The sequence below is a fragment of the Thermodesulfobacteriota bacterium genome (assembly GCA_034189135.1).
In the GTDB taxonomy this organism is placed as follows: Bacteria; Desulfobacterota; Desulfobacteria; order Desulfobacterales; family JAUWMJ01; genus JAUWMJ01.
Genome location: JAXHVO010000027.1, coordinates 12,361 through 36,659, shown reverse-complemented (window position 1 = coordinate 36,659; position 24,299 = coordinate 12,361). Strand labels below are relative to the sequence as shown.

Below are 24,299 nucleotides of genomic sequence, written 5' to 3'. Positions count from 1 at the left end.
TAAAGCTAACTAAATGATAAAAGTCAAGATGTACTTAAAATCAACAGGGTGCATACCCCATCATCTGTCTTGCCAGGGGCTCGCCGTCGTTTACTGCGGCTTCACCCTTGGGCGACTTGAGCCCGGGGTTCCCTCAACCTTCGCTTATTTAAGATTATATTAAAAATAAGTTGGATATGAAATAAAGAATTTACCATGAAAGTACTGTTAACCAACGATGACGGAATACATGCTAAAGGGCTGTGGGCCTTATACAAAAGGTTTGCAGGAGATCATGAGGTCACAGTGATTGCTCCCGACCGTGAACGAAGTGCCGTAGGACACGGAATCACCTTGAATGAGCCGCTTCGCACAACACATGTAGAAGTAAATGGCGGATATGAGGGATATGCCATATCCGGAACTCCGACAGATTGCATTAAACTCGGTGTTCTGGAAATTCTTGATGAAAAACCGGATATCGTCATTTCCGGAATAAATCCAGGCGCAAACGTAGGTGTTAATATTAACTATTCAGGGACTGTGGCAGCAGCCAAAGAGGCCGCATTATACGGGATGACTGCCATTTCAGTGTCCATACAAGGACCTGAAGTCAACCACTATGATGATGCGGCCGCTTTTATAGAAGTGCTATCTAGAAAAGTGTTTGAAAAAGAGCTTCCCTTTGGAACATTTCTTAATGTGAATATACCTGACCTTCCGATGAAAGAGACCGCCGGCCTACGCTTCAGCAGGCAGGGAATTCAATTTTTTTCCGAATATTTTGAAAAACGGGTTGATCCGAGAAACCACACATACTACTGGCAGGGGTGTGATTACCGGTTTCACGATAATAATCCTGATGTTGATTCAGCCGCTATTTGCCACAATTTTATTTCCATCACTCCCATTAAATGCGATATGACGGATTACAGTGTACTTCAAGACCTAAAAAACTGGAATATTGAATTATGAAAAAACTATTTATCAAGGATTTAAGGGCCGGAGATTTGGTGGAAGATATTTTTGTATTATCAGAAAAAGCAATGGCTCAAAAACGGGATGGGAATAATTTTCTAAATATCACCCTATCCGATAAAACCGGCCGTCTAAAGGGGGTAATATGGGACAGGGTTGATGAGATATCCGCAGCCACAACCTCCGGTGACTTTGTGCAGGCTAAAGGTTCGGTTTCCGAATACAAGGGGGTGCTTCAATTCGTGGTGAAAAATATGACCACCATTCCAGCAGATTCGACCAACCCCTCTGATTTTCTCCCAGCCACACGTCGTGATATCGATAAAATGTTCCTGCGCCTTCTAAAAATCGTGGCTTCCATGGAAGCAGGGCATATAAAAAAGCTTTTTGAAGCGTTCTTTAATGACATGGATTTTGTCCGTAAATTTAAAACCGCTCCGGCAGCAAAAAAAATGCACCATGCCTATATCGGTGGCCTCCTTGAGCATACATTGTCCATGGCGCTTCTGGCTGACAGAATAGCCGGACATTACAGCGGCGTTGACCGGGACCTTTTGCTTGCAGGGGCAATACTTCATGATATCGGCAAGATCGGGGAATTTAACTATAAATATAGTATCGACTATTCAGACGAAGGCCGGCTCCTTAGCCATATTGTTATCGGGGTGATGATATTGGATGAAAAACTCGAAGCCATTGAAGATTTCCCACCGGACCAGGCCGTTTTGCTGAGGCATATGATCATCAGTCATCACGGGACAAGAGAATTCGGCTCACCGGAGCCGCCCAAAACAATAGAGGCTGTTTTATTGAACTACATCGATGAAATCGATGCCAAGGTAAATGGCATTCGCGATTTTATGGCTACAGAAGATCCGAATGAATCGTGGACCTCATATCATCGCCTGCTTGGGCGTCATTTTTACCGAGGGAAGGGGGATTAACCTTACAACTACAGTTATCGCTTACGGGAATGCGTCTTTTTAAACTTATTTGTTTGGTTATCACGTAAGTGTTACGGGTTGCGAGTTACGGGGTACGGGATATAAAAATTATTTCCGTTTAACATCTCGTCTGTCTGTATGCGGACACGTACAGGCAGGCAACACGCAACTCGTAACGCGTAACCCGCAGCAATATCGCATGAAACTAAAAGAAGTTGCTGCTAACTAAAGCTGATACGTTAAATTGTAGGCAAATCGACTATGTTTATTACACTTGAAGGAATAGAAGGTTCGGGAAAAACGACTCAGATAAACCATATCAATCGTTTTCTGGGAAATAGGGGTCATGATTGTGTCGTTACTAGAGAGCCGGGCGGCACCAGGATCGGAGAAAAAATCAGGTCAATTCTGCTTGATCCCGAAAGTAAAGGAATGGAACCGATGACCGAGCTTCTTCTATACTTTTCAGACCGGGTTCAGCATGTAAACCAATTAATAAAACCGGCTTTAGATGAAGGCAAAACCATTATATGTGATCGCTATTTTGATGCCACCTTGGTTTATCAGGGTTATGCAAGGGGCCTTGATATAAAGCTGATTGCCCGGCTACATGAGCTGGTCCTCAAAGGATTAAAGCCGGATATAACCTTCCTTCTTGACGTTTTACCTGAAATCGGTCTTTCACGAGCCTGGAAGCAGATCGATAACGGCTCAAGGAACGGGGATGAAACACGGTTTGAAAAAGAAGCGCTTTCCTTTCACCAAAAAATCCGAGCAGGTTATCTTGAGCTTGCACGACTTGAACCCCAAAGATTTCGAGTGATCGATGCGTCTGAGGAAAAAAATAAAGTTCAGCTGGCAATCGAGAAGGTACTGGCTTTAATTTAGGCATGGGTGTTTGGCAATATCATAAATTTGTTGCGGATCTCAGCCAACATGTGGTTTTTAAGTTGAAAGCTGATGTTGCGAGTTGCGTGTTACGAGATATAAAAAAGGAAACCATCCCATTGGAAACCCGTAATCCGCAACGCGTAACACATAACCCGTAACTCATATCACACAGGACTTTTACCATATGAGCCATTCAATTCTGGATGCCATCGGCAACACACCTCTTGTTGAAATAAGGAACCTCAATCCCAACCCGAAAGTGAAGATCCTTGCAAAGCTGGAATATTTCAATCCCGGCGGTTCGATTAAGGACAGGGCAGCGCTGTTTATGATTGAAGAGGGTGAAAAATCAGGACTGCTTACTTCCGGCAAAACGGTAATTGAAGCCACAAGCGGAAACACCGGAATCGGTCTTGCGCTTGTTTGTTCTGTTAAGGGATATAAGCTTTTGCTTGCCATGTCCGAATCAGTCAGTGTGGAAAGACAGAAAATATTAAAAGCCCGTGGTGCGGATATCCTTTTAACTCCAGGTCACCTGGGGACGGATGGCGCCATTGAAGAGGTCTACAGGCTCGTGCGGAAAAATCCCGAGACCTACTTTATGACGGATCAATTTAATAATGAAGCCAACTGGAAGGCGCACTATTCAACCACAGCCATGGAGGTTTGGAAGCAGACTGACAGAAAAGTTTCCGTACTGGTCGCCACCATGGGCACATCCGGAACCCTCATGGGCGTTTCCAGGAGACTGAAAGAATACAATTCGGCTATAAATATCGTCGGTGTCGAACCCTACCTGGGTCATAAGATCCAGGGTCTAAAAAATATGAAAGAGGCATACCGCCCTGAAATTTTTGAAAAAAACCGTCTGGACAAAAAAATAAATGTTGATGATGAAGAGGCCTTTGAGATGACCAGACGGCTGGCAAAACAAGAGGGTATTTTTGTGGGGATGAGCAGCGGAGCGGCTATGGTTGGAGCGCTGAAAGAGGCTGCGACCATGACTAACGGCACGGTGGTTGTGATATTGCCGGATAACGGGGAACGATACCTGAGCACTCCGCTTTTTGCAGTAAAGGATAAGATCAAACTGAACTTATTTAACACCTTAAGCAGGAAAAAGGAGCCTTTTGAACCCCATGTGCCGGGGAAGGTCTCCATGTATTCGTGCGGTCCCACTGCTCATGCGAGGATGCATGTGGGGGAAATACGACGGTTTGTGTTTTCCGATCTTCTCTGTCGTTATCTTGAATACAGGGGCTATGAAGTCAAACACATTCTTAACATCACAGACCTGGACGATAAAACCATCCATGGCTCCGAACAGGCGGGCAAAAAGCTTTCAGAATTTACCGAAAAACACATACGAGCGTTTAAAGACGATCTGGACGCACTCGGAATCAAACCGGCGGAAAAATATCCCAGGGCGAGTGAACACATCAATGATATGGTTTCTCTTGCTGAAAGGCTGACCCAAAAAGGGTTTGCATATGAAAAGCTGCGAAGTTTATATTTTGACATTTCGCGATTTTCCCAATACGGCCGGCTGTCGGGTATTGATCTGAATAAGATTAAACTGGGCGCAACCGTTGATCTTGATGAGTATGAAAAAGATAATCCACGGGATTTCACCCTTTTTAAGCGATCCAGGCTTTCAGAGCTTAAAAGGGGAATTTATACCCAAACAGACTGGGGCAATGTACGTCCTTCATGGCATATGCAGTGTGCGGCCATATCCACGAAATATCTTGGAGAAAGCTATGATATTCATACCAGCAGCCGTGAGCTTGTATTTCCCCATCATGAAAACATCATTGCCATTGCCGGTGCAGCGGCCGGCAAAACCCCGGCAAAATATTGGATACATTGTGACCGGGTGCTGGTAAACGGCAAGAAGGTGGACACCAAGGGCACCGGTCTTACACTTAAAGACCTGAAGGATATGGGTTATGGGGGAAGACAAATCAGGTACTGGCTGTGTTCAAGCCATTATCGAAAACATGTCATTTTTTCAACAGAAAGGCTCGAAGATGCCGGACGATCGCTGAAAAGGCTTGATACCTTCATCCGCAACCTTCATAACGTTCATGAAGGTAAACATTGTTTAGAACTTCAACAGCTTTTGTATGACATAAAGAAAGGCTTTAACAGCGCCATGGATGATGATTTGAATATCTCTGCAGCCATGGCCTCTATTTTTAAAGCGGTTAAACAGGTCAACGTTCTGATCTCGAATAAGAAAATAGATCCGGATGATGCAGCCAAAATAGAGGCTGCTTTCCGCAAAATAGATTCTGTATTGAAAATATTTGATTTTCAAGATGCCGTTTCCGATTCAAAGGTGGAACAGATTATGGCGCAAAGAGAAAAAGCAAGGTCGGAAAAGAACTGGGAACTGGCCGATAAATTGCGTGATAAACTAAAATCCATGGGGGTTGCTGTTCAAGACCGGAAAATTAATAAATGGTAATCGTTTACGGTTACCGGTTATACAGTTCACAGTTGAAAAAATAAAAAGTATAAGAGAATTATGTGGCCCTTTTTCGAAGATTTAAAAAATTAATTTAAGAATTGAGATCAATATGCAAAATACATGAGTTGTTGCATCGTTCATTGAGAAAACCGTGAACTGTGAACCGACAACTGGGAACGCTTACAACCAATGAAACCGATATATTTTCCTTTTACATATATTTCAAAACCGGTGGCTGAAGCCCTGCATGCCTGCTTCGGAAAAACAATTGTTTATCATCCCTCGAGTAAAAATATCCCCGAAGAATCACACCAACTGGCCGAGTATGATATGCTGGACATTCGAATTCCAGTAAAAAAAGACGAGGAAAAATTGTCGGTGATTTTAAAGGAGTATGATGCATGGGCAAACCTTCACCAGGGAAGCAGAGGGGGACAACTCGACTTTGTAAAAACCAGAAAAAACAAGATCCCCTTTTTTAACGATACATCCACATCTCAAATCAAGGCGGATATTAAACATATTGCTGATGAAAGCCCGGACCGAACAATGTCCGATTCTGTTTTTAATGCCAGGATATTTTTAAGTATTGCCCAGAATTTTGACATGCAAAACGATAAAGTAGTACAGGATATCGCCTCGGTTGAAACCGCCCGGGTGGATTTAATGAAAAGTTTGCAGGGAGAAGATGGGCCTTCACCTTTGGTACCCGGCTATCAGGACACATTTAAAACCGGTTGTCTGACGGATGATGATCATATGATAGCGGAACGTATCGCGGCATGGGCCTTATTGATGTGTCGCGATCCGAGGTCACGGATGGGTGAAAACTGCGGGCTTTTTGTCACCAGCAGCCGACAGGCAATCGATCATCTTTTGGAAAAAACGCCTGAAGCGAAAAGTGTGCTTTCCATTGACGCCATCCCAATGGTGGAAAACCAGCTTGAAAAACCGATAAAATATCCCGAAGACATGATGGAATATCTTAATCGAATTGCGGAAAGTTCACAGCCGGTGAAAGGCCATCCTTTTACCCTCGGTCTTGATGCATCAAAATGCAACACAAAAGTTTCATTATCTTTATATGTGGTACCAGCAACATTGCCGGGAGAATATTTTTCCCGTTTTACCGACGTTGATTCTAGCTGTGAAAAAATTGAAAAAGGTCAAGTTGGTTTGAAAAACACTTTAATCGGACATATCGGTTTTTCTGCCTGACAGAATATGGCTTCTAAATAAATGATTCGGCTTTTTCGCCCTGACATCATGACTTTGCGTATCCCTTTGATATATCTATTTATTTAATTAATCCAAGCCCTTTTATTTTTCAACAAAAAAAAACACAAGAAGGCTTGACTAGCCTTATTAATTAGTATAAGGCTTTTTCCCGATAGCGGATATAATGGTTGAAGATATAACCATAGATTAATTTTTTTAGAAAGGAGGCTTTTCAAAATGGCTTTTAACCCCACTGTTGATGAAGAAAAATGCGAAGGTTGTGAAGAATGTGTCGATGTTTGCCCTGTTGAAGTATTTGAGATGCAGGATGATAAGTCGGTTCCTGTGAATGCCGAAGAATGCCTGGGTTGTGAAAGTTGTGTTGAGGTTTGTGAAGCGGGAGCAATCACCGTAGAAGAAATTTAATCACTTTAAAAAAATTTCCCCTGGTCCTTTGCTTGGTAAAAGGATCAGGGTATCACATCCCATGTATGCTTTTCTTGTTTGCAAGACCTGCCCGAAGATTGAATCATGATAATAACAGGCCATCTTTTAAGGTCTGCTGTGGAAAACCCGGCGATAAGTTCAAATTAACCCGCTAAAAAGCAGCGTGATAAAAAAAGCGTGCAAATTTTAATCATAAAATGCACTTTTCGTATGTTGAATGATTACGAAATGCAGCTCAACGCAGTCCCACATAGCGGGATTTACCAGATGGTTAAAATTGATATACAATACCTGCCATGATGGCGTATGATGACCAGTTGACTTCGTTTAGGCGTTGTATGGGTCTTGTCCCGTCAGCGTTAAAAAACCGAATAGTTCCCTCATCGGTGGACCAGTCTTGATAATCCAGGTTTACGTTTACCCCCCAGTGATCATCCAAAAGAAATTTAATAATCGCTGAAAAAATAATCCCCTGAGCGTCCGCTTCATGCTCAAAGCTCTTGGGATGCTCAAAATCGGCCCTAAGGTTCCAGTCCGCCTCAGCATAATAATCCGCCCAGTGGTATTCCAGGCTTATGACCGTTTCAATTTCAGGCGTTATGTTGCTTTTTTCATCGGTTCTGAAAGTTAAGTCCACACCTATCCATGGTCCTTTCCATTCTGTTTCATAGGTGCTGTCCAGCCCTGGAAAAGGACCGGATGGTGGAATCGTCTGAAATCCATCGGTGATGGTCAGGTTTTGCTCATGATAGGAATAGCCGATGACAGGAGCCATCACAAAATCGCTGCGGCCAAATGTAAATTGCCAGCCAACCCCAAAAGATGCATCCAGCATATTTCCTTCATCCGAATTGTTGTTTGAGCGTGAGAACTCTAACGTACGATTATCTCCAAAATAATCTGAGTCCTGATTTTCACCATCAAAAATCCAGCTGTAATCCAACGAACCACGAAGCATCAACCGTTGTTGGAAACTGGTTTTGTTGGCCATTTTAAGCTGAAAGCTTTCCAGATTATTCCAGGTTAGTTCAGATAAGATATTGGGATTATTTCCGTTAATATCCCCTGCGATATTCCAGTCAAGGTCATCGACCCTGTAACCTGTGCTTAACAGGAATTCGCTTTGAAACCAAGAGCCTGCTTTCCTGGTTTGAACTACGAACGGATCAGTTTCTACGGCTTCTTTTTCGTTACTCACAGCGTTTATGGCAGCAGTCACTTTATCCGGTTTGCCGATAAGAAATCCACCGCCAAATTCTTGGGGTATTTCTATGAATACCCAGTACTGAAGATTGCCGCTTATAATTCTCCTCGGTGGATAGTGAAAAAAATAAATGCCTTGCTGCTCCTTTAGCAGTTCAACCTGACGGGATGTAAGATCTAATTTTTTGCCTGAAGAAAGACTTACCATAGCCGCAATGGCCTGCCCTGAAAAAAAGACTACCAGTAATATGATTATTGCCGAATAGAATTTTATGGATCTCTCAAGTCCGAGCATAAAAAACTCCTTTTTTGTGCCAAAATAGTTGGATTTACTTGTAAACTATTTTAGTAACGGGGTCAACAGAGAGAATTTTTCTTTTTCATACATCTTGTCAGTTATAATGATCTGTGATAGCAGTAGGGATTATGAAACAATATGTCATTGATGAGCTAAGGCCGGATGATTTTAAAAAACTAAAGACATATCTGGATCAAAACTTCCATTCTAACGATATCGACGGCATTTATTGGATCCCTTTAGAACAGGAGAACCTTACAGATACTCAAGCCGAACATACCGAATGTCAGCCCTTTTATTTTGCCGTGGAGCTTAAATCTGATATGTTGGCCTGCGAACTGCTTATTCGTACAAAAAACAGAGTGCGATGCGACTGCATCGGGTATGCCACCGAAAAGCAGATAGGCTGGCTGATCGGCTTGGTGGATGACTTCTTTGATAAACTTGAAATAATAACATGATACGAACTCTGATTATTTTTATCTGGATTGTTTTTGCCACATTTTTTTTGGGAATTGTGGCGATCATATCATCCTTTTTCAGTCAAAAAGGAAATTTCCCCCATATCATTGCAAGATTCTGGGGCAAATCGATTCTCTGGGTGAGTCGCATAAAAGTCACAGTCAAAGGCGTTCATAATATTGATCCTGCCAAGTCCTACATTTTTATGCCAAACCACCAGAGCAATTTTGATATACCGGTACTGTTGGGATGCCTTCCTGCCCAGTTCAGATGGCTGGCAAAGGCAGAGCTTTTTAGAATACCGCTTTTCGGACGCGCCATGCGAGGGTGCGGCTATATCAGCATCGACCGATCAAATCGGAAATCTGCCTTTAGAAGCCTTGAAAAAGCGGCTGATACAATCAGAAACGGTGTATCGGTTTTAATTTTTCCCGAGGGAACCAGAAGTCTTGACGGAAAAATCAGGAGCTTTAAAAAGGGGGGGTTTGTTTTAACTGTTGATTCCGGGGTATCGATTATTCCCGTCATCATTCATGGTACCTGGTCAATCATGCCAAAAAACACCCTTAGAATCATGCCCGGAAATGTAATCCTTGAAGTATTGCAACCGATCGAAACTTCTGAATATACAAGAAAAACCAAAGACGATCTTATGGATAAAGTAAAAGACATTATGTGTCATTCATTTTATGAAGGGAAAAAGGAAAAGTAGTGCCACTTAAAATTATTCCTCTTGGGGGACTGGGTGAAATCGGCCTAAACATGATGGTGTTTGAATATGAAGAAACACTTTTTGTGGTGGATGTCGGCCTGATGTTTCCCGAAGACTATATGCTGGGGATCGATTATGTAATCCCTGATATGGATTATTTAAAGCAAAGCCGACTCAAGGTGTCTGGTATTATTTTAACCCATGGCCATGAAGATCACATCGGCGCGCTTTCTTATCTGCTGAAAGAGATTCATGCACCGGTTTTCGGGACTCCGTTTACCCTGGGACTTGTACGTCACAAGCTTGAAGAAAAAAAACTCCTTTCCTCTGCCGCATTACATGAAATTTTTCCAGGAGAAAAACTTAAGCTGGGCGCCTTTGAGATTGAATTCATCCGCGTGGGCCACAGTGTTGTGGACGGAGTCGGTCTTGCCATCAATACCCCTATTGGACTCATTGTTCATACGGGCGATTTTAAAATAAGCCACAGCTCTCTTGACGGAATGACCACTGATGTGAACCGCTTTGCCCGGTGTGGAGAGGAAGGGGTGCTGGCGTTGCTTTCTGATTCTACAAACGTGGAAAAAGAAGGATATACCATTTCCGACAGAGAGATCAGCGACACTTTGGCAAGGATCATGGAGGGGAAAAAAGGGCGCATTATTATTGCGCTTTTTGCTTCAAACATTACTCGGATACAACATATTGTAAATATTGCGCAGGAAAGAGAAAAAAAGATTGTGTTCAGTGGGAGGAGTATAGAGATAAGCGTTAATATTGCAAGGAAGCTTGGATACCTTAGCGTTCCCGACGGTATGGAAATAGACATTGAGCAGGTCGGTGATTTTTCCGATGACGAAATTATAATCGTAACCACCGGTAGTCAGGGAGAACCCATGTCGGCCCTTGCGCGTATGGCCTCAGGAAACCATAAGCAAATAAAGGTCAAGCAAGAAGACACGGTTATTCTCTCTTCTAAGTTCATTCCTGGAAACGAGAAAGCCATCACCGGTATCATAAATAAATTATACAAGCGTGGTGCGGACGTTATTTATGAAAAAATATCTGAAATCCATGTGTCGGGTCATGCATTTCGGGAAGAACTGAAGCTGATGATCAACCTGGTAAAACCAAAATATTTTATTCCGATCCATGGTGAATACCGGCACCTGACATTGCATGCCAGATTGGCGGAACAGGTGGGAATCCTGCATGAAAATGTGATTCTGGCTCAAAACGGTCAGATCATCAAATTTGACAAAAGCGGGGGAAGAGTTGAAGAAAATGTCACCACCGGTCGCGTGCTCGTAGATGGCAAGGGTATAGGAGATGTCGGCAGAAGTGTGCTTAAAGAAAGACGCCTTTTGTCCGAACACGGTCTGGTGGTTGTAAACATTGCTTTTGATGAAGAAACCGGAATCGTGGTTTATGGACCTGAAATTGTTTCCAGAGGCTTTGTGTTTGAAACCGAAACCGGCCATCTTGTGGAAGATGCGCAATGTGTTATTCTGGAAATTATCGAAGAAATCGGTCCGGACGTTCCGGATAGGATTGACAAAATACGATCAAAAATGCAATCAGACTTAAAAAACTATTTTTTCTTTACCATAGGGCGCCGCCCGGTTATACTCCCGTTTATTATTGAAGTGTAAAAAGGTTTTAGGCGCTGGCTGCAGCAACACCAAAAATTATTGTCGATCTCAGACTTGATGTTGCTCCTATGTTGAAAGATTGTGTTACGAGTTGCGGGTTACGTGTGGTGACCTGTTAATTGAAAACAATCCTTTTTCATAACACCCAACCCGCACCCCGTAACGCGCAACCTGTAACCCGAAACCCGGAACAAATATGCGTAAGGAAATTATCGGAATACTGCTTTTTTTTGTAGTTGTTTTCACTTTGATCAGTCTGGTTTCATACAGTCCTGGCGACCCTTCAATTTTCCACCCCGGGGCGAAGGGTGAAATCCACAATCTGTTCGGTGTGCTTGGTGCTCATTTATCAGGTATTCTGGTCACATTATTTGGCCTGGGTGTTTTTTGGATTCCCCTCTTATTCCTTCTTTTGAGTATTCATTTTTTCAGTGATCAACAAGGCAAAGCGGTGGTGCTGACCATCATTGGTGGCATTTTACTTATTATAACGTCAGGAAGCCTTTTTGCGCTTAAACAAAGCAGTTACCTGATTTTCGGAAGCAAATTTTCAGCCGGCGGCATTGCCGGAACCTGGTTTAAAACATATGTGATACAATATTCCAATTCTGCAGGCGGCATTATCATATTTGTACTGTTATGGGTCATCGGTTTAATTATGGCCACCGGTTTATCACTGGTTCGGCTTTTCAAGCGCTGGCGAAATATTTTTTATACTTTTAAAGATCATGCAAAAACATTTTATCTAAAACGAAAACAACGCAGGGAAAAAGCACAAAAACGCCTAAAAAGAAAAAAAGAGAAAACCGTTCATAAAGTCCGGGAGATAAAGATTAAGCCGTCAAAAACAAAACCGATAAAGACAATGCCGGCTCCGAAACAGGATGTCTTCGACTTTATGAAAACAAAAACAGGATTTCAGCTTCCATCTTTCAATCTTCTGAAATCTTCGGAAACAAGACATGTGGATGCGGACAATGAAAATTTGCGCATGCAATCAAAACTGGTGGAAAAGAAGCTTGATGATTTCGGCGTGAAGGGCCAGGTGGTAGAGGTGTCACCCGGGCCGGTGATTACCACCTTTGAGTATAAGCCTGCTCCAGGAATTAAAATTAACAAAATTGTTAACCTGACGGATGATCTTGCGCTTGCACTGCGCGCAACCAGTATCCGCATTGTGGCGCCGATTCCCGGAAAATCGGTTATCGGAATAGAGATTCCCAATGCTGAAAGGCAGATGGTCAGATTCAAAGAAGTGGTCGCCTCAGGTGTTTTTGGAAAGGCCAAATCAAAGCTCACCATCTGTCTCGGTAAAGATATTGTGGGAAATCCAGTGGTTACCGAGCTCGACAAAATGCCGCATTTATTGATTGCCGGTGCCACAGGCGCAGGCAAAAGCGTGGCTTTAAACGCCATGATTTGCAGCCTTTTGTATAAATCGAATCCGGACGAAGTAAAATTCATTATGGTTGATCCCAAAAGAATAGAACTGTCCACTTATGACGGAATTCCCCACCTGATTACCCCTGTAGTCATAAACGTAAAAAAGGCGACCAATGCCCTTTTCTGGGCTGTACGCGAAATGGAAAGAAGGTATGAACTGCTTTCTGAAAAAAAAGCAAGAAACATAAAGCAGTACAACAATAAACTAGAAAAAGAAAAAAAGCCTTCAGCAGGTGAAACTCTGGAAAAACTTCCGTTTATCATCATTATCATCGATGAACTGGCTGACCTGATGATTGTGGCTTCCAGGGATGTAGAGGTTGCCTTGACACGCCTGGCACAGATGGCACGGGCTGCAGGAATACATCTGATACTGGCTACCCAGAGACCGTCGGTAGATGTGCTGACCGGAATCATCAAGGCCAATTTTCCCACCCGTCTTACCTTCCAGGTGTCTTCAAAAACGGATTCCAGAACCATCATCGATATGAACGGCGCCGAAAACCTGCTGGGCGATGGCGACATGCTTTTTTTGCCACCCGGCACGTCCAGACTCCAGCGTATTCACGGGGCATACATATCAGAGGAAGAAATTACCGGAATTACTGATTTTTTGCGCAATCAAAAACCCCCGGAGTACAACGAAAAGGTAACTGAAACTGTGGCTGTCGATGAAACAAAAGGTGGCGGGGAGGACTATGATGAAAGATACGATGATGCCGTGGCGCTTATCACAAAGACACGGCAGGCCTCCATATCAATGCTACAACGCCATTTGCGTATCGGATACAACCGTGCCGCGCGTATTATCGAAACAATGGAAAGAGAAGGAATTGTCGGACCTTCAGATGGCTCCAAACCCCGTGAAGTGTTGGTGAGGGGATATGATAAGATGCCATGACGGTTTCGTAAAAAGGCCACCTTCTTCGTTGTGCTGCATTTCGTAATCATTCAACGTATCATTAGTACGCCTCATGATTACAAAATTTACACGCCTTTTTATTCCGGTGCTTTTTAGCGGGGAAATTTGATCTGAGGCGGATTACGAAACCGTCTAAATCGGACGATACAAATTGCTACCTGACCAAGATATACTAAATAAAATCAAGGGCTTTCTTGACGAAGATGAGGGCCGCCGTCTGTATGAAATTGCCCTTGAGGCCGGAAAACTGGGACCCTGCCTGGAAATAGGAAGCTATTGCGGCAAATCCACAGTTTATCTGGGGACTGCCTGTAGGAAATCCGGCAGCATACTCTTTTCAATCGACCATCATCGTGGATCCGAAGAACAGCAGCCCGGCCAGGAATATTTTGACCCGGAACTTTTTGATGCACGGATCGGCTGCGTGGATACTTTTAAAAATTTTAGGAAAACCATCACCACTACCAATCTCGAAGATACGGTGGTTCCCATAGTCTGCAAATCGGAAGTGGCTGCGCGGCAGTGGACGACGCCACTCAGTCTTGTTTTTATAGACGGCGGCCATACTTATGAAACCGCATTTACCGATTACAATTCCTGGGCCGGCCACCTCATTCCCGATGGCTATCTTCTTATCCACGATATCTTTAAAGACCCTGCCAAGGGCGGTCAGGCCCCTTATCGTATTTATAAGCTCGCCATTGCCTCCGGTCTTTTCCATGAACTTCCCATGACTAAAACCCTGGGCGTTCTCAAACGACTCGGCAGCGAACATATTCCGCATAATCTGTCAAAACAGTAGTTCATTATAGACAGGAGTAACCGGATAATCAGGATATATTTCTTTTGGTTATGTCCGTTGATAGTGGTCAGCTGTCCGTGGTATAAGGACGAAGAAAACAGTTGATTCAGTCAGATGCAAATAAATCCTAATAATGTTATTTTTATCCCTTACCGCTTGACATCGATGGAAATCAGGGTCGTAAAACTTGAATATTTGGGAAAAATACAAATGACCACTGACAACGAGCTATGGACACCACCCATATTTTATCACTAAGGATAAACCTATATGACCCAATCGCTGAAAGACATACAAAACAAGTTAAAGCGCCTCGGAAACAAAGAAAAGGCAAAAATACATCAGCGCTTTTTTAAGACCGGGCCGGGTGAATATGGAGAAGGAGACGCTTTTATCGGGGTACCCGTTCCGAAGTTAAGAAAGCTGGCCAAGGAATATTACGCCCTACCATTTCAGGAAATCAAACTTCTGCTTGGATCTCCCATTCATGAGGAAAGATTACTCTCCCTTTTTGTGCTCATACAACGATATTCAATGGGAGATTCGGCTGAGAAGAAAAGAATATATGAACTTTACTTAAAAAATACCAAATCGATAAACAACTGGGATCTGGTGGACTGCTCAGCCGGACATATTGTGGGAGCCTTTCTTTTCGATAAAGGCAAAAAGCCGCTTTACGACCTGGCAAAATCTGAAAATTTATGGGAACGGCGAATATCGATTATATCCACGTTTTTCTTTATCAAGCGCAACCAGTTTTCTGATACATTGAAGATTGGAAAAATATTATTATCAGATATAGAAGATCTCATCCATAAAGCGGTTGGCTGGATGCTTCGCGAAGTGGGAAAACGAGATATGAGCGTGGAAGAAAATTTTTTAAAAAACCATTATAAAACCATGCCGCGGACCATGTTGCGCTATGCCATTGAAAAATTTCCCGAATCAAAACGACAGCGATATTTGAGAGGCAAGATTTAATAACGATTCTTGCGCCTGAAGAATGCCTCGGGTACATGAAACAAGGGCTCCATGGATTTATATCCCGCATGCAATACCATATAACAACCTTTTGCCACATGATTATTGACACACAGCATCTACCTGTCATCTCTTTTGACTGGAATGTACTCAGAAGTTCAACGAAGGCTGTCATAAAACTTTCTAGTAAAAGGCCTAAAATCCATTTGCCAATTGACACTTGGTGGGTTTTCGCATTATGCTAAGCTATCAATCAGATTTTAGTCATACACCCTTTATTGATATCCCAGAAAGACTTCTCTCACTGGCAGCCGGATCTTATGCTATTCTAACGCCCCATTGCTTCATTAGGTGTATTTGTAAAAATTATAGTCAAAGTTTGAGGATTCAGTGATTCGGGAGAATAAAAAACACAGTCGGCAGCAAACGTTTTTTAGTATGGTTATTTTATCCATTCTCGTGCTTATCGGGGTCGGCATATTGATGACTCAATCGCAATTCAACCCCGGGGTATTGCAAAAAAATGCGCTTTTACCCGAGCCAAACAAAGACAAAACATCCTCTCAATTGTTTCCGCATGCATCCTTTGTCCCCCTGCCAGAAGGCATCCACCCCTTGACATCAATAGAGACATTTGATGTCCATAATCTTTCAGATAAAATAAACGGTAAAGCAGAATTGTACCTATCCGCCGGTTTTACCCGTTTGGTTAGTCAGCGCTTTAAGGATGACCGTACCGCCGACCTGTGGATGGAAGCCTTTGTTTATGACATGGACACCGGCCAGAATGCTTTTTCGGTTTTTAGCGCCCAACGCCGGCAAGATGCAGAGTCGCTCGATTTGACACCATATGCCTACCGGACACTCAATGCTCTTTTTCTTGTTCATGGCCATTATTATATCGAAATCATCGCCTCCAAAATATCCGGACAGTTGCCCCGGTCTATAAAATTGATGGCCGAAACATTCATGCGTAACACGCCTGTGGAAGCAGCCACTGTCAATGAGACGGATTTATTCCCCGAAAATAATTTGGTTAAGAACAGTGTGACCCTAATCTCTTCGGATGCTTTTGGTTATGATGGATTCGATAAAATTTACACAGCCGAATATGAGCTCAATAACCACAGGCTTGTGGCCTATCTTTCTCTTCGCAACACACCGGTGGAGGCAAAAGAATTGACTTCGGCATATGCCTCTTTTTTATTGGCCTATGGGGGACAAAAGATAAAAGCCCAGCTATCGATAAAGGATGCGCGATTGATCGAAATTTTGGACACCTATGAAATAGTTTTTTCTAATGGTTCCTATTTGGCAGGTATTCGGGAAGCGGCAACCATTGAACAGGCGAAAATGCTGGCTACGCGTTTATATCATCGAATAAGGGGGGATGGGCGATGAACCTCAATCCGGACATAAACGGATTGAACCGGCGCGAGTTTCTGGGTCGATTAACCAAAGCAGGGATTTCCATAACTGCTGCCTGTGCCGCGGGTTTCTGGTTTCATGACTCCCGGGGTCCCTCTCGTAAAAAGGATCAATCACAACTGATCCTGCCGGATTTTTCTATTTCTGCTGTGGGACAAAAAATGAGTATTGTCCGCGGAGAGGACAGAGTTGCCACACTACGGATGGCTGTAAAATCTCTGGGTGGAATTGAAACCTTTATAAAAAAAGGAGATCGGGTGCTGCTCAAAGTCAATGCGGCCTTTGCAACTCCGGCCATGCTGTCGGCCACGACGAATCCTGCGATTATTAGCGAAATGACTCGGCTTTGTTTTCGGGCCGGCGCTGCATCCGTGGTGGTAACGGATAACCCCATTAATGATCCTGTCAGCTGTTTTGGCCTGACAGGCATTGCCGACGCCGCCCGAAGTGCCGGTGCCCGGGTGTTATTGCCGCGCGATGAATTGTTCAGCCCGGTAACGGTTAAAGATGCAAAATTGATCCGCAATTGGCCGGTTCTTTACAAACCCTTTGTGAACATCACCAAAGTGATCGGTATGGCGCCGCTTAAAGATCACCATCGAAGCGGTGCATCCATGGTCATGAAAAACTGGTATGGACTTCTGGGGGGACGGCGGAATATCTTTCACCAGGATATACACAACATTATCATGGAGCTGGCCATGATGGTCAAGCCGTCTGTGGTGATATTGGACGCGACCACGAGTATGATGACCAACGGTCCCACCGGAGGTTCTCTTTCAGACCTTAAAAATACCAATACGATGATCGTCAGTACGGATCAGGTCGCTGCCGATGCAATTGGTGCATCCTTACTCGGAAGATCCTTGGACGACCTTCCGTTCATTAAAAAAGCGGAAGCCGCTGGAATTGGAATCGCAGATTATCACAAATTGAATCCTGCAATGGCATCCATTTAAAAAACTTCTTTGGCGCACCATTAAAAAAAATCATGAATATTGTAACCACCCGACGAATCTGTCAGGGATTCTTTTTTATGCTGCTTTTATGGTTTTGTGTGGTCACTACCCTTGGGGACCAATGGTGGCAGTTGCGCGGCTGGCCGGTAAACTGGTTGATTCAGCTGGATCCGTTGGTGGGATTGGCGACCCTGTTGAGCACCAAAACGGTATATGCCGGCCTATTATGGGGACTGGTAACGATCGTGTTTACCATCATTCTGGGAAGATTTTTTTGCGGCTGGATATGCCCGTTTGGTTCCATTCACCAGTTTGTTGGTTTTCTGGCCAAACGCAACAGACCGATTCCCGAAAAAATAAAACTCAATCGATACCATCCCGGACAATCGATCAAATATTGGATTCTGATTTTTCTTTTGACGGTTTCGGCCCTTGAATTGGCAGTTGATCTCATTCTTTTACCCGAAACCAACCGGTTGCTTTTCGGGATCCTGTTATTGGCCATATTGACCTGGATGATCTTCAATGCCATGCGCCAAACTCGAGCGAATGCAAAAAAAATGGCCCTTGTATTTTTGATCATCCTTGCGGTCTGGCTGTTGTTAAGCGCCCTCTATAACGGCTATCAAACTTCGCAGGCCGCGCTTCAAATCGGACTGCTGGATCCAATTCCGTTGGTGTACCGCTCCATCAACCTGATTCTCCTGCCACTTGTGGATCACACTTCTATATCCATTTCAACCCGTCCACGTGCCTACACCGGTACCTGGCTGATTGCAGGTATATTCTTGTCAGCGGTATTGCTAAATATAGTGGTACCGCGCTTTTTTTGCCGTTTCATATGTCCGACGGGGGCAATGCTCGGTATATTGAGTCGTGTCACCCTCTGGCGAATGGGTAAAACAAAAAATGAATGTGCCGATTGTCAACTCTGTGAAAAGAATTGTGAAGGGGCGTGCTCACCAACCTCGCAAATTCGAATCAGCGAATGCGTCCTGTGCATGAACTGTTTGAACGAGTGCCGCAACCATTTAATGACGTATCAGATCGTTCCTTCCGCTTCGGGTGAAATTCTCGCACCGGATCTGTCTCGCAGGCAATTTTTGGTCTCGGCAGTTTCCGGAGCTGCAGCCATTCCCATGCTGCGGGTGAGCGGCCATCTTGCTGGAAATTGGAACCCGGGTTTGGTGCGTCCTCCCGGTGCCCTACCGGAAAAAGAGTTCCTATCCCGCTGCATCAAGTGCGGCCAGTGCATGCGCATTTGCCCGACCAATGTGATCCAGCCGGCGGGTGTGCAGGGCGGTCTTGAAGGTTTGTGGGCCCCGGTTCTCAATTTCCGTATCGGAACCAGCGGTTGTCAGTTTAATTGTATTGCCTGTGGGAATCTTTGCCCCACAGCAGCGATACGGCCCATCAGCCTTGATGAAAGACTGGGAAAAAACAGCTATGCCGAACAGGGACCAATTAAAATTGGAACCGCCTTTGTCGACCGGGGTCGTTGTCTGCCCTGGGCAATGGACAGGCCCTGTATTGTGTGCCAGGAGAATTGCCCGGTGAGTCCCAAGGCCATTCGAACCCGCGAAGTTTTCAACACGGTTGATAAGGGTTCCAGGCTAACTGTCGCAAAGGCCGATGCATATTATATCGAGTTTCAAGGCACCGTGTCCAGCATGAATCAATTTGCTACGGGTGATTATTTTGCGGTGGTTCCATCGTCCTCGAGTCCTCGTCGGCGGAGAATCGTCAGCACCTGGGAAAGGGGCTTGAGAGTTGCCGACGGATTGCCCTTTGAATCACCACCGCCACCGGGAAGTCGCCTTGAAATTCAGATACGGCTTCAGCAACCCTATGTCGATCCCAAACACTGCATCGGTTGCGGCATCTGCGAACACGAGTGCCCGGTTCCGGGAAAGCGTGCGATCCGGGTAACGGCAGACAATGAATCGAGAAATCCCGAACACGTATTGCTTGTTAAACAGTCATGATATTTTGGGGGTAATTTTCTTTCAACAGCCTAAATATTAGCGTCTAGCTTAAAAATGGAGAGTTTTGTATGTCAGCAATAAAACACAGCCACACCCGACGAAATTTTTTGAAAGCTGCCGGTGCAGCGGGTTTGGGTTCAATCTTTGCAGCTATCCCCCCTTTTGCAGGAGCTTCCAAAGGGCCAAAAACAATACCAACTCGTCCGTTCGGAAAAACTGGAGCAGATGTTTCTATACTGTCTTATGGAGGGAGCCTGGACACATCCATGAGTCTGTTGGTGCTCAGACAGGCCTTCAAATGGGGGGTCACCTATTGGGATACGGCCAATTCTTACATGGGTGGCAAGAGCGAGAAGGGTATCGGCAAATATCTGCAAAAATACCCGGAAAGCCGGAAACGGATATTTTTGGTAACCAAATCCCACGCATGGACCCTTAAAGGAATGAGCCAGGACCTTGACCTATCTCTTGAACGCATGAAAACCGATTATATTGACCTTTTTTTTATACATTCGGTGAGTCACATCAGTGATCTGGATGATAAAACCAAGGTATGGGCTGACAAAAAGAAAGCCCAGGGCAAAATCCGGTTTTTTGGTTTCAGTACTCACAGAAACATGGAAGCGTGCATGTTACATGCTTCCAAACTGGGCTGGATTGACGGCATTATGATGAGTTATAATTATCGAATGATGCACACCGATGAAATGAAACGAGCGGTGGAGGCCTGTGCCCAGGCCAAACTTAAAGCCGTCTGGGACAATCCTTATATCAGCAGCATATGCTCGGAAATGCCCAATATGACCATTTTGATGTCAAACGTTGCCGCTGCAGTGGATAAAACAAAACTTTCCCTTTGGGATATGGGGCTTCTTCGACAATATGCACAAGAAACGCGTTCACAGTATTGTGCCGGCTGCGCCGACATCTGTGAACCTTCTATTCAAGGTGATGTCCCGGTCAGTGACGTGATGCGCTGTCTCATGTATGCCCGCAGCTATGGAAACCATCAGCGGGCAAAAACAAGATTTCAAAAAATACCTGTGAATGTCCGCAAGGAAATCACCCATATGGATTATTCCTTGGCAGAGAAAAGGTGCCCTCAAAATATGGCTATCGGCAAGTTGATGAAAGAAGCGATAGATGTATTTTCATGAAAACACAACTTTAATTCAGCCATTAGCCATTTATTATTCTACAATCTTTTCCCAAAGAATTGTTGAGCCTAAAAAGATTCAAGGATTAAAGTGAAATGTTAAAAAAAATAGAAAATATCGGAGGATATAAAATGAACCCACATGATGGAAGATGGTCTCGCAGGGATTTCTTAAAGGCTACCGGTAGTGCTGGATTGGGAGCGGTCATGGTACCGGTCGGTCAAATTGCAAACGCAACCGAAACCCATAAAAAGGTCCCTGTCCGGTCCTTCGGCAAAACCGGAGCAAAAATTTCAATACTTTCACTGGGCGGAATGTTCGACATCGCTTCTAACCAGATAATGATGAAACAGGCCGTGCGTTGGGGGGTAACCTACTGGGATACAGCAGATTGCTATCAGCGCGGCAGCGAAACGGGCATTGGAAAATATTTTAAAAAATATCCCGAAGATCGCAATACGATTTTTCTGGTGACCAAATCCGATGCCCGGAATCCCAGAGGCATGACCCGGCTCCTTGATCGATCCATTAAAAGAATGAATACCAACTATATTGATCTTTATTTTGTTCATGGAATCAGCGATATTGGTGAATTGGATGAACGCACCAAAATCTGGGCGGAAAAGGCCAAGGCGGAGGGAAAAATCCGTTTTTTCGGCTTCAGTACCCACCGCAATATGGAAACCTGCATGCTGGAGGCTGCCAAGCTTGGCTGGATCGACGGCATTATGATGACTTACAATTTTCGTTTGATGCATACCGACCGCATGAAGCGAGCGGTAAAGGCCTGTGTAAAAGCGGGCATCGGATTAACCGCCATGAAAACACAGGGCGGAGGATCGGTTAAAACAAATACAGCTACCGAACTCAAAATGGCCGGTCGATTTTTGCAAAAAGGATTTACCGATGCCCAAGCCAAATTAATGGCCGTTTGGCAAAATCCGAATATTTCCAGCATATGTTCTCAGATGCCGAACATGACAATTCTTAAGGCCAATGTAGCCGCTGCATTGAACAGGACCGACCTCTCTGTAAAAGACACTGATTTATTACACCGCTATGCTGGGGAAACGCATTCAGACTATTGCGCCGGTTGTACCCAGATTTGTGAATCCAATGTTGCAATGAATGTGCCCATCGGTGATGTGATGCGGTATCTCATGTATTTCCGCAGCTATGGTGAATTCGATTACGCCACTGCTCAATTTAAAACAATTCCGGAAAATGTCCGGCTCCAAATGGAAAATATAGACTATTCCTTGGCAGAGAAAAGGTGTCCTCAAAAGATGGCTATCGGCAAGTTGATGAGAGAAGCGGTTAACGTACTGTCATGAAAATCCAGGGCCGCGGTCTGATGATAGGGGATCCGAGTCTGACTCAAAGGTTGGGCATATTGAGACGTTTTGAAATTGGCTCAAAAGTCTTTTTAAAATATAGCACCACACTTTTCCCCAGTATCGGGTTGAGCAGGTAATCGGCAAATCGAGTAATCCGGGGTTTTTTCATGATATCCCAGGTCAAAAACCGGTGATATAGATTCACCGGCAGGCAATCCTTCCGGGTCGGGCCGACCAGGCATTTCAGCCACCAGTAAGGTGTATGGAGGCTGTGGGCAAAATGGCCGGCCCATTTTTTAACGCCGAAGTTTTCAAACAGGATTACAAGGTCTTTTTTTTTGTATATACGGACATGCCCCTGGTTTACCTGATGATATTCATCGGAAAGAAACCAGCATATGCGCTCGGGCCAGTATCTGGGAACGCTGATCACAAGATTAAAACCGGGTTTTAATACCCGGATGACCTCGCTTGCAGCGGCTTCATGCTCCGGGATATGCTCCATCACCTCAGAACAGATCACCAGATCAAAATAATTATCCTTAAACGGAAGCCTTCTTACATCCGCAGCTGAAAGGCTCCATACGCCCCCGCCGTGTTCTCCCAGCTGGTGGTGAGTTTTCAACCTTTCTTTTGCCTCGCAAAGGTCACTGAAGTTAAGATCGGCACCCACAGCGACGATATCCTTGAACCGGTATGCGGCACAGATATGCCGGCCTGACCCGCAACCTATATCGAGGATGCGAAAGCCAGGCTTGATGGAAAGCCTGCTAAAATCTACGGTAATCATTGATCGCCTCCTGGTATGCTTCCACCGTTTTCTCAGCCGCCCTTTTCCAGGTAAAATGTTGCTGCACCCTTCTATAGCCGGCTGCGGCCATATGCTGAGCCATGTCAGGGTTATCCAGGATTTTTATGATGGCTTTGGCAAGTGCGTCAGCGTCGGCAGGAGGAACCACGATTCCTGCATCACCCACTACTTCAGGCAACGCACCACCGGTTGTGCTGATCACCGGAACGGCGCATGCCATGGCTTCACCCGCAGGAAGGCCAAACCCTTCATAAACGGAAGGCACCACTGCCAGAGCGGCCTTGGCATATTGTTCCACAAAGCTCTGATGATCGATTCGGCCGGTAAATGTCACTGAACTTCCGATATTAAGCTCTCTAATCAGTTTTACTATGCCGCTTCTTTTTTTGGGAGTTCCGATCACAACCAGCCTGACTTTACGATTTTTTGCTATTTCAGCCACCGCCCGCATAAGGTAGCTAAGCCCTTTTAAGGGTGTATCCGCACTGTTGGTGACAATGATGCGGTTTTTTCCCCTGGTCACCCCCGGCATGGGGAAAAAAAGGTTGGTATCAATGCCATTGGGAACAATATTGAATCTGGTCGGAAGGATTTTAAAATTGTTGCTGATATCCACTTTTGCCGATTTGGATACCGTGATGATTCGCGACAGTCGACCGGCCACCTGTTTTTGCATTCCGATAAACGAATACCATCGCATCTGTTTCAATTTATTCCACAACGATGAAGCGGCTTTAATCTCAATATTTCGATCGACGGTGATGGGGTGATGAATGGTGGCAATGGTGGGAACCAATTTGCTGATTGCCCATACTCCATAAGAAAGGCTCTGGTTATCATGGATGATATGGTATTGATGATATTTATTTCTTAAAAAAAGATATGCCCTGAGCCCAAAGGTAAACGGCTCAGGAAACCCCATGGTGGAAACCCCAATCCATTCGATGAGATTTATGGGATTGGAAAGCTCCTTTAAGGTGGGGGTCCTGAAGGGGTCTTTTGGGTCGTAAAGATCGAGACATGGCAATCTGAAGACAGGAATGTCCTTGTCAAGCTGCGGGTCAGGAGGGCCGGAAATCACTTCAACCAAATGGCCCAGGTCTTTCAGCGCTCTGCTGAGATTTTTAACATAGACGCCCTGACCCCCGCTGTGAGGATTGCTTCTGTAACTTAACAGGCAAATTCTCAAGGGGGCATGTTTTTCCATAAGTGAGATT

The 24,299-nt window shown here is 44.6% G+C and carries 20 protein-coding genes; 17 read left to right on the top strand and 3 right to left on the bottom strand.

What is annotated here, in order from left to right; all coding sequences use genetic code 11:
• The first annotated feature begins 195 nt into the window (after positions 1-195).
• From surE to SWH54_03850, 6 genes are all read left to right on the top strand, one after another.
• Positions 196-954, top strand: a complete 759-nt coding sequence (surE, locus tag SWH54_03875) for a 5'/3'-nucleotidase SurE (GenBank protein ID MDY6790389.1) — start codon at positions 196-198, stop codon at positions 952-954.
• Positions 951-1,901, top strand: a complete 951-nt coding sequence (locus SWH54_03870; GenBank protein ID MDY6790388.1) for an HD domain-containing protein — start codon at positions 951-953, stop codon at positions 1,899-1,901. The genes surE and SWH54_03870 overlap by 4 nt, the downstream gene beginning before the upstream one ends.
• Positions 1,902-2,162: 261 nt before the next feature.
• Complete coding sequence (gene tmk / locus SWH54_03865; GenBank protein MDY6790387.1) at positions 2,163-2,789, top strand: dTMP kinase; 627 nt, start codon at positions 2,163-2,165, stop codon at positions 2,787-2,789.
• 187 nt (positions 2,790-2,976) lie between these two features.
• Positions 2,977-5,262 carry a cysteine--tRNA ligase gene (gene cysS / locus SWH54_03860; GenBank protein ID MDY6790386.1) on the top strand — a complete coding sequence of 762 codons (2,286 nt, stop codon included), beginning with the start codon at positions 2,977-2,979 and terminating at the stop codon, positions 5,260-5,262.
• A 192-nt stretch (positions 5,263-5,454) separates the two neighbouring features.
• Positions 5,455-6,483, top strand: a complete 1,029-nt coding sequence (locus SWH54_03855) for a hypothetical protein (GenBank protein ID MDY6790385.1) — start codon at positions 5,455-5,457, stop codon at positions 6,481-6,483.
• 237 nt (positions 6,484-6,720) lie between these two features.
• Positions 6,721-6,909: a ferredoxin gene (locus SWH54_03850; protein ID MDY6790384.1), complete on the top strand. Its 189-nt coding sequence runs from the start codon at positions 6,721-6,723 to the stop codon at positions 6,907-6,909.
• Positions 6,910-7,201: 292 nt separating this feature from the next.
• On the opposite strand, the gene SWH54_03845 is transcribed toward SWH54_03850, so the two are convergent.
• Positions 7,202-8,428 (bottom strand): hypothetical protein, encoded by a 1,227-nt coding sequence (locus SWH54_03845; protein ID MDY6790383.1) that lies wholly within the window; start codon positions 8,426-8,428, stop codon positions 7,202-7,204.
• Between the two features lie 131 nt (positions 8,429-8,559).
• Here SWH54_03845 and SWH54_03840 point away from each other — a divergent pair, with 131 nt between their 5' ends.
• The 11 genes from SWH54_03840 (at position 8,560) to SWH54_03790 (ending at position 22,268) form a co-directional block, all read left to right on the top strand.
• Positions 8,560-8,892, top strand: coding sequence for a hypothetical protein (locus SWH54_03840; GenBank protein ID MDY6790382.1), 333 nt, complete (start codon positions 8,560-8,562; stop codon positions 8,890-8,892).
• Positions 8,889-9,605, top strand: a complete 717-nt coding sequence (locus tag SWH54_03835) for a lysophospholipid acyltransferase family protein (GenBank protein MDY6790381.1) — start codon at positions 8,889-8,891, stop codon at positions 9,603-9,605. The genes SWH54_03840 and SWH54_03835 overlap by 4 nt, the downstream gene beginning before the upstream one ends.
• Positions 9,605-11,257: a ribonuclease J gene (locus SWH54_03830; GenBank protein MDY6790380.1), complete on the top strand. Its 1,653-nt coding sequence runs from the start codon at positions 9,605-9,607 to the stop codon at positions 11,255-11,257. Before SWH54_03835 ends, SWH54_03830 begins: the two co-directional genes overlap by 1 nt.
• A 196-nt stretch (positions 11,258-11,453) precedes the next feature.
• The gene (locus tag SWH54_03825; GenBank protein MDY6790379.1) at positions 11,454-13,601 is read left to right on the top strand and encodes a DNA translocase FtsK 4TM domain-containing protein; all 2,148 of its coding nucleotides are present in this window, start codon (positions 11,454-11,456) and stop codon (positions 13,599-13,601) included.
• Between the two features lie 172 nt (positions 13,602-13,773).
• Positions 13,774-14,424 carry a class I SAM-dependent methyltransferase gene (locus SWH54_03820; GenBank protein ID MDY6790378.1) on the top strand — a complete coding sequence of 217 codons (651 nt, stop codon included), beginning with the start codon at positions 13,774-13,776 and terminating at the stop codon, positions 14,422-14,424.
• A gap of 270 nt (positions 14,425-14,694) precedes the next feature.
• Positions 14,695-15,405 (top strand): DNA alkylation repair protein, encoded by a 711-nt coding sequence (locus SWH54_03815; GenBank protein MDY6790377.1) that lies wholly within the window; start codon positions 14,695-14,697, stop codon positions 15,403-15,405.
• A gap of 438 nt (positions 15,406-15,843) precedes the next feature.
• Entirely contained in the window at positions 15,844-16,806 is a 963-nt protein-coding gene (locus SWH54_03810) for a DUF6599 family protein (GenBank protein MDY6790376.1), read from the top strand.
• Positions 16,803-17,792, top strand: coding sequence for a DUF362 domain-containing protein (locus tag SWH54_03805; protein MDY6790375.1), 990 nt, complete (start codon positions 16,803-16,805; stop codon positions 17,790-17,792). Before SWH54_03810 ends, SWH54_03805 begins: the two co-directional genes overlap by 4 nt.
• Before the next feature lie 77 nt (positions 17,793-17,869).
• Entirely contained in the window at positions 17,870-19,777 is a 1,908-nt protein-coding gene (locus SWH54_03800) for a 4Fe-4S binding protein (protein ID MDY6790374.1), read from the top strand.
• 68 nt (positions 19,778-19,845) lie between these two features.
• The gene (locus SWH54_03795; protein ID MDY6790373.1) at positions 19,846-20,934 is read left to right on the top strand and encodes an aldo/keto reductase; all 1,089 of its coding nucleotides are present in this window, start codon (positions 19,846-19,848) and stop codon (positions 20,932-20,934) included.
• Between the two features lie 131 nt (positions 20,935-21,065).
• Positions 21,066-22,268: an aldo/keto reductase gene (locus tag SWH54_03790; GenBank protein ID MDY6790372.1), complete on the top strand. Its 1,203-nt coding sequence runs from the start codon at positions 21,066-21,068 to the stop codon at positions 22,266-22,268.
• Between the two features lie 43 nt (positions 22,269-22,311).
• On the opposite strand, the gene SWH54_03785 is transcribed toward SWH54_03790, so the two are convergent.
• Both SWH54_03785 and SWH54_03780 read right to left on the bottom strand, forming a co-directional pair.
• A complete protein-coding gene (locus tag SWH54_03785; GenBank protein ID MDY6790371.1) occupies positions 22,312-23,061 on the bottom strand; it encodes a class I SAM-dependent methyltransferase in 750 nt (249 codons plus the stop codon).
• Complete coding sequence (locus SWH54_03780) at positions 23,042-24,289, bottom strand: glycosyltransferase family 4 protein (protein MDY6790370.1); 1,248 nt, start codon at positions 24,287-24,289, stop codon at positions 23,042-23,044. The genes SWH54_03785 and SWH54_03780 overlap by 20 nt, the downstream gene beginning before the upstream one ends.
• Positions 24,290-24,299 lie beyond the last annotated feature (10 nt).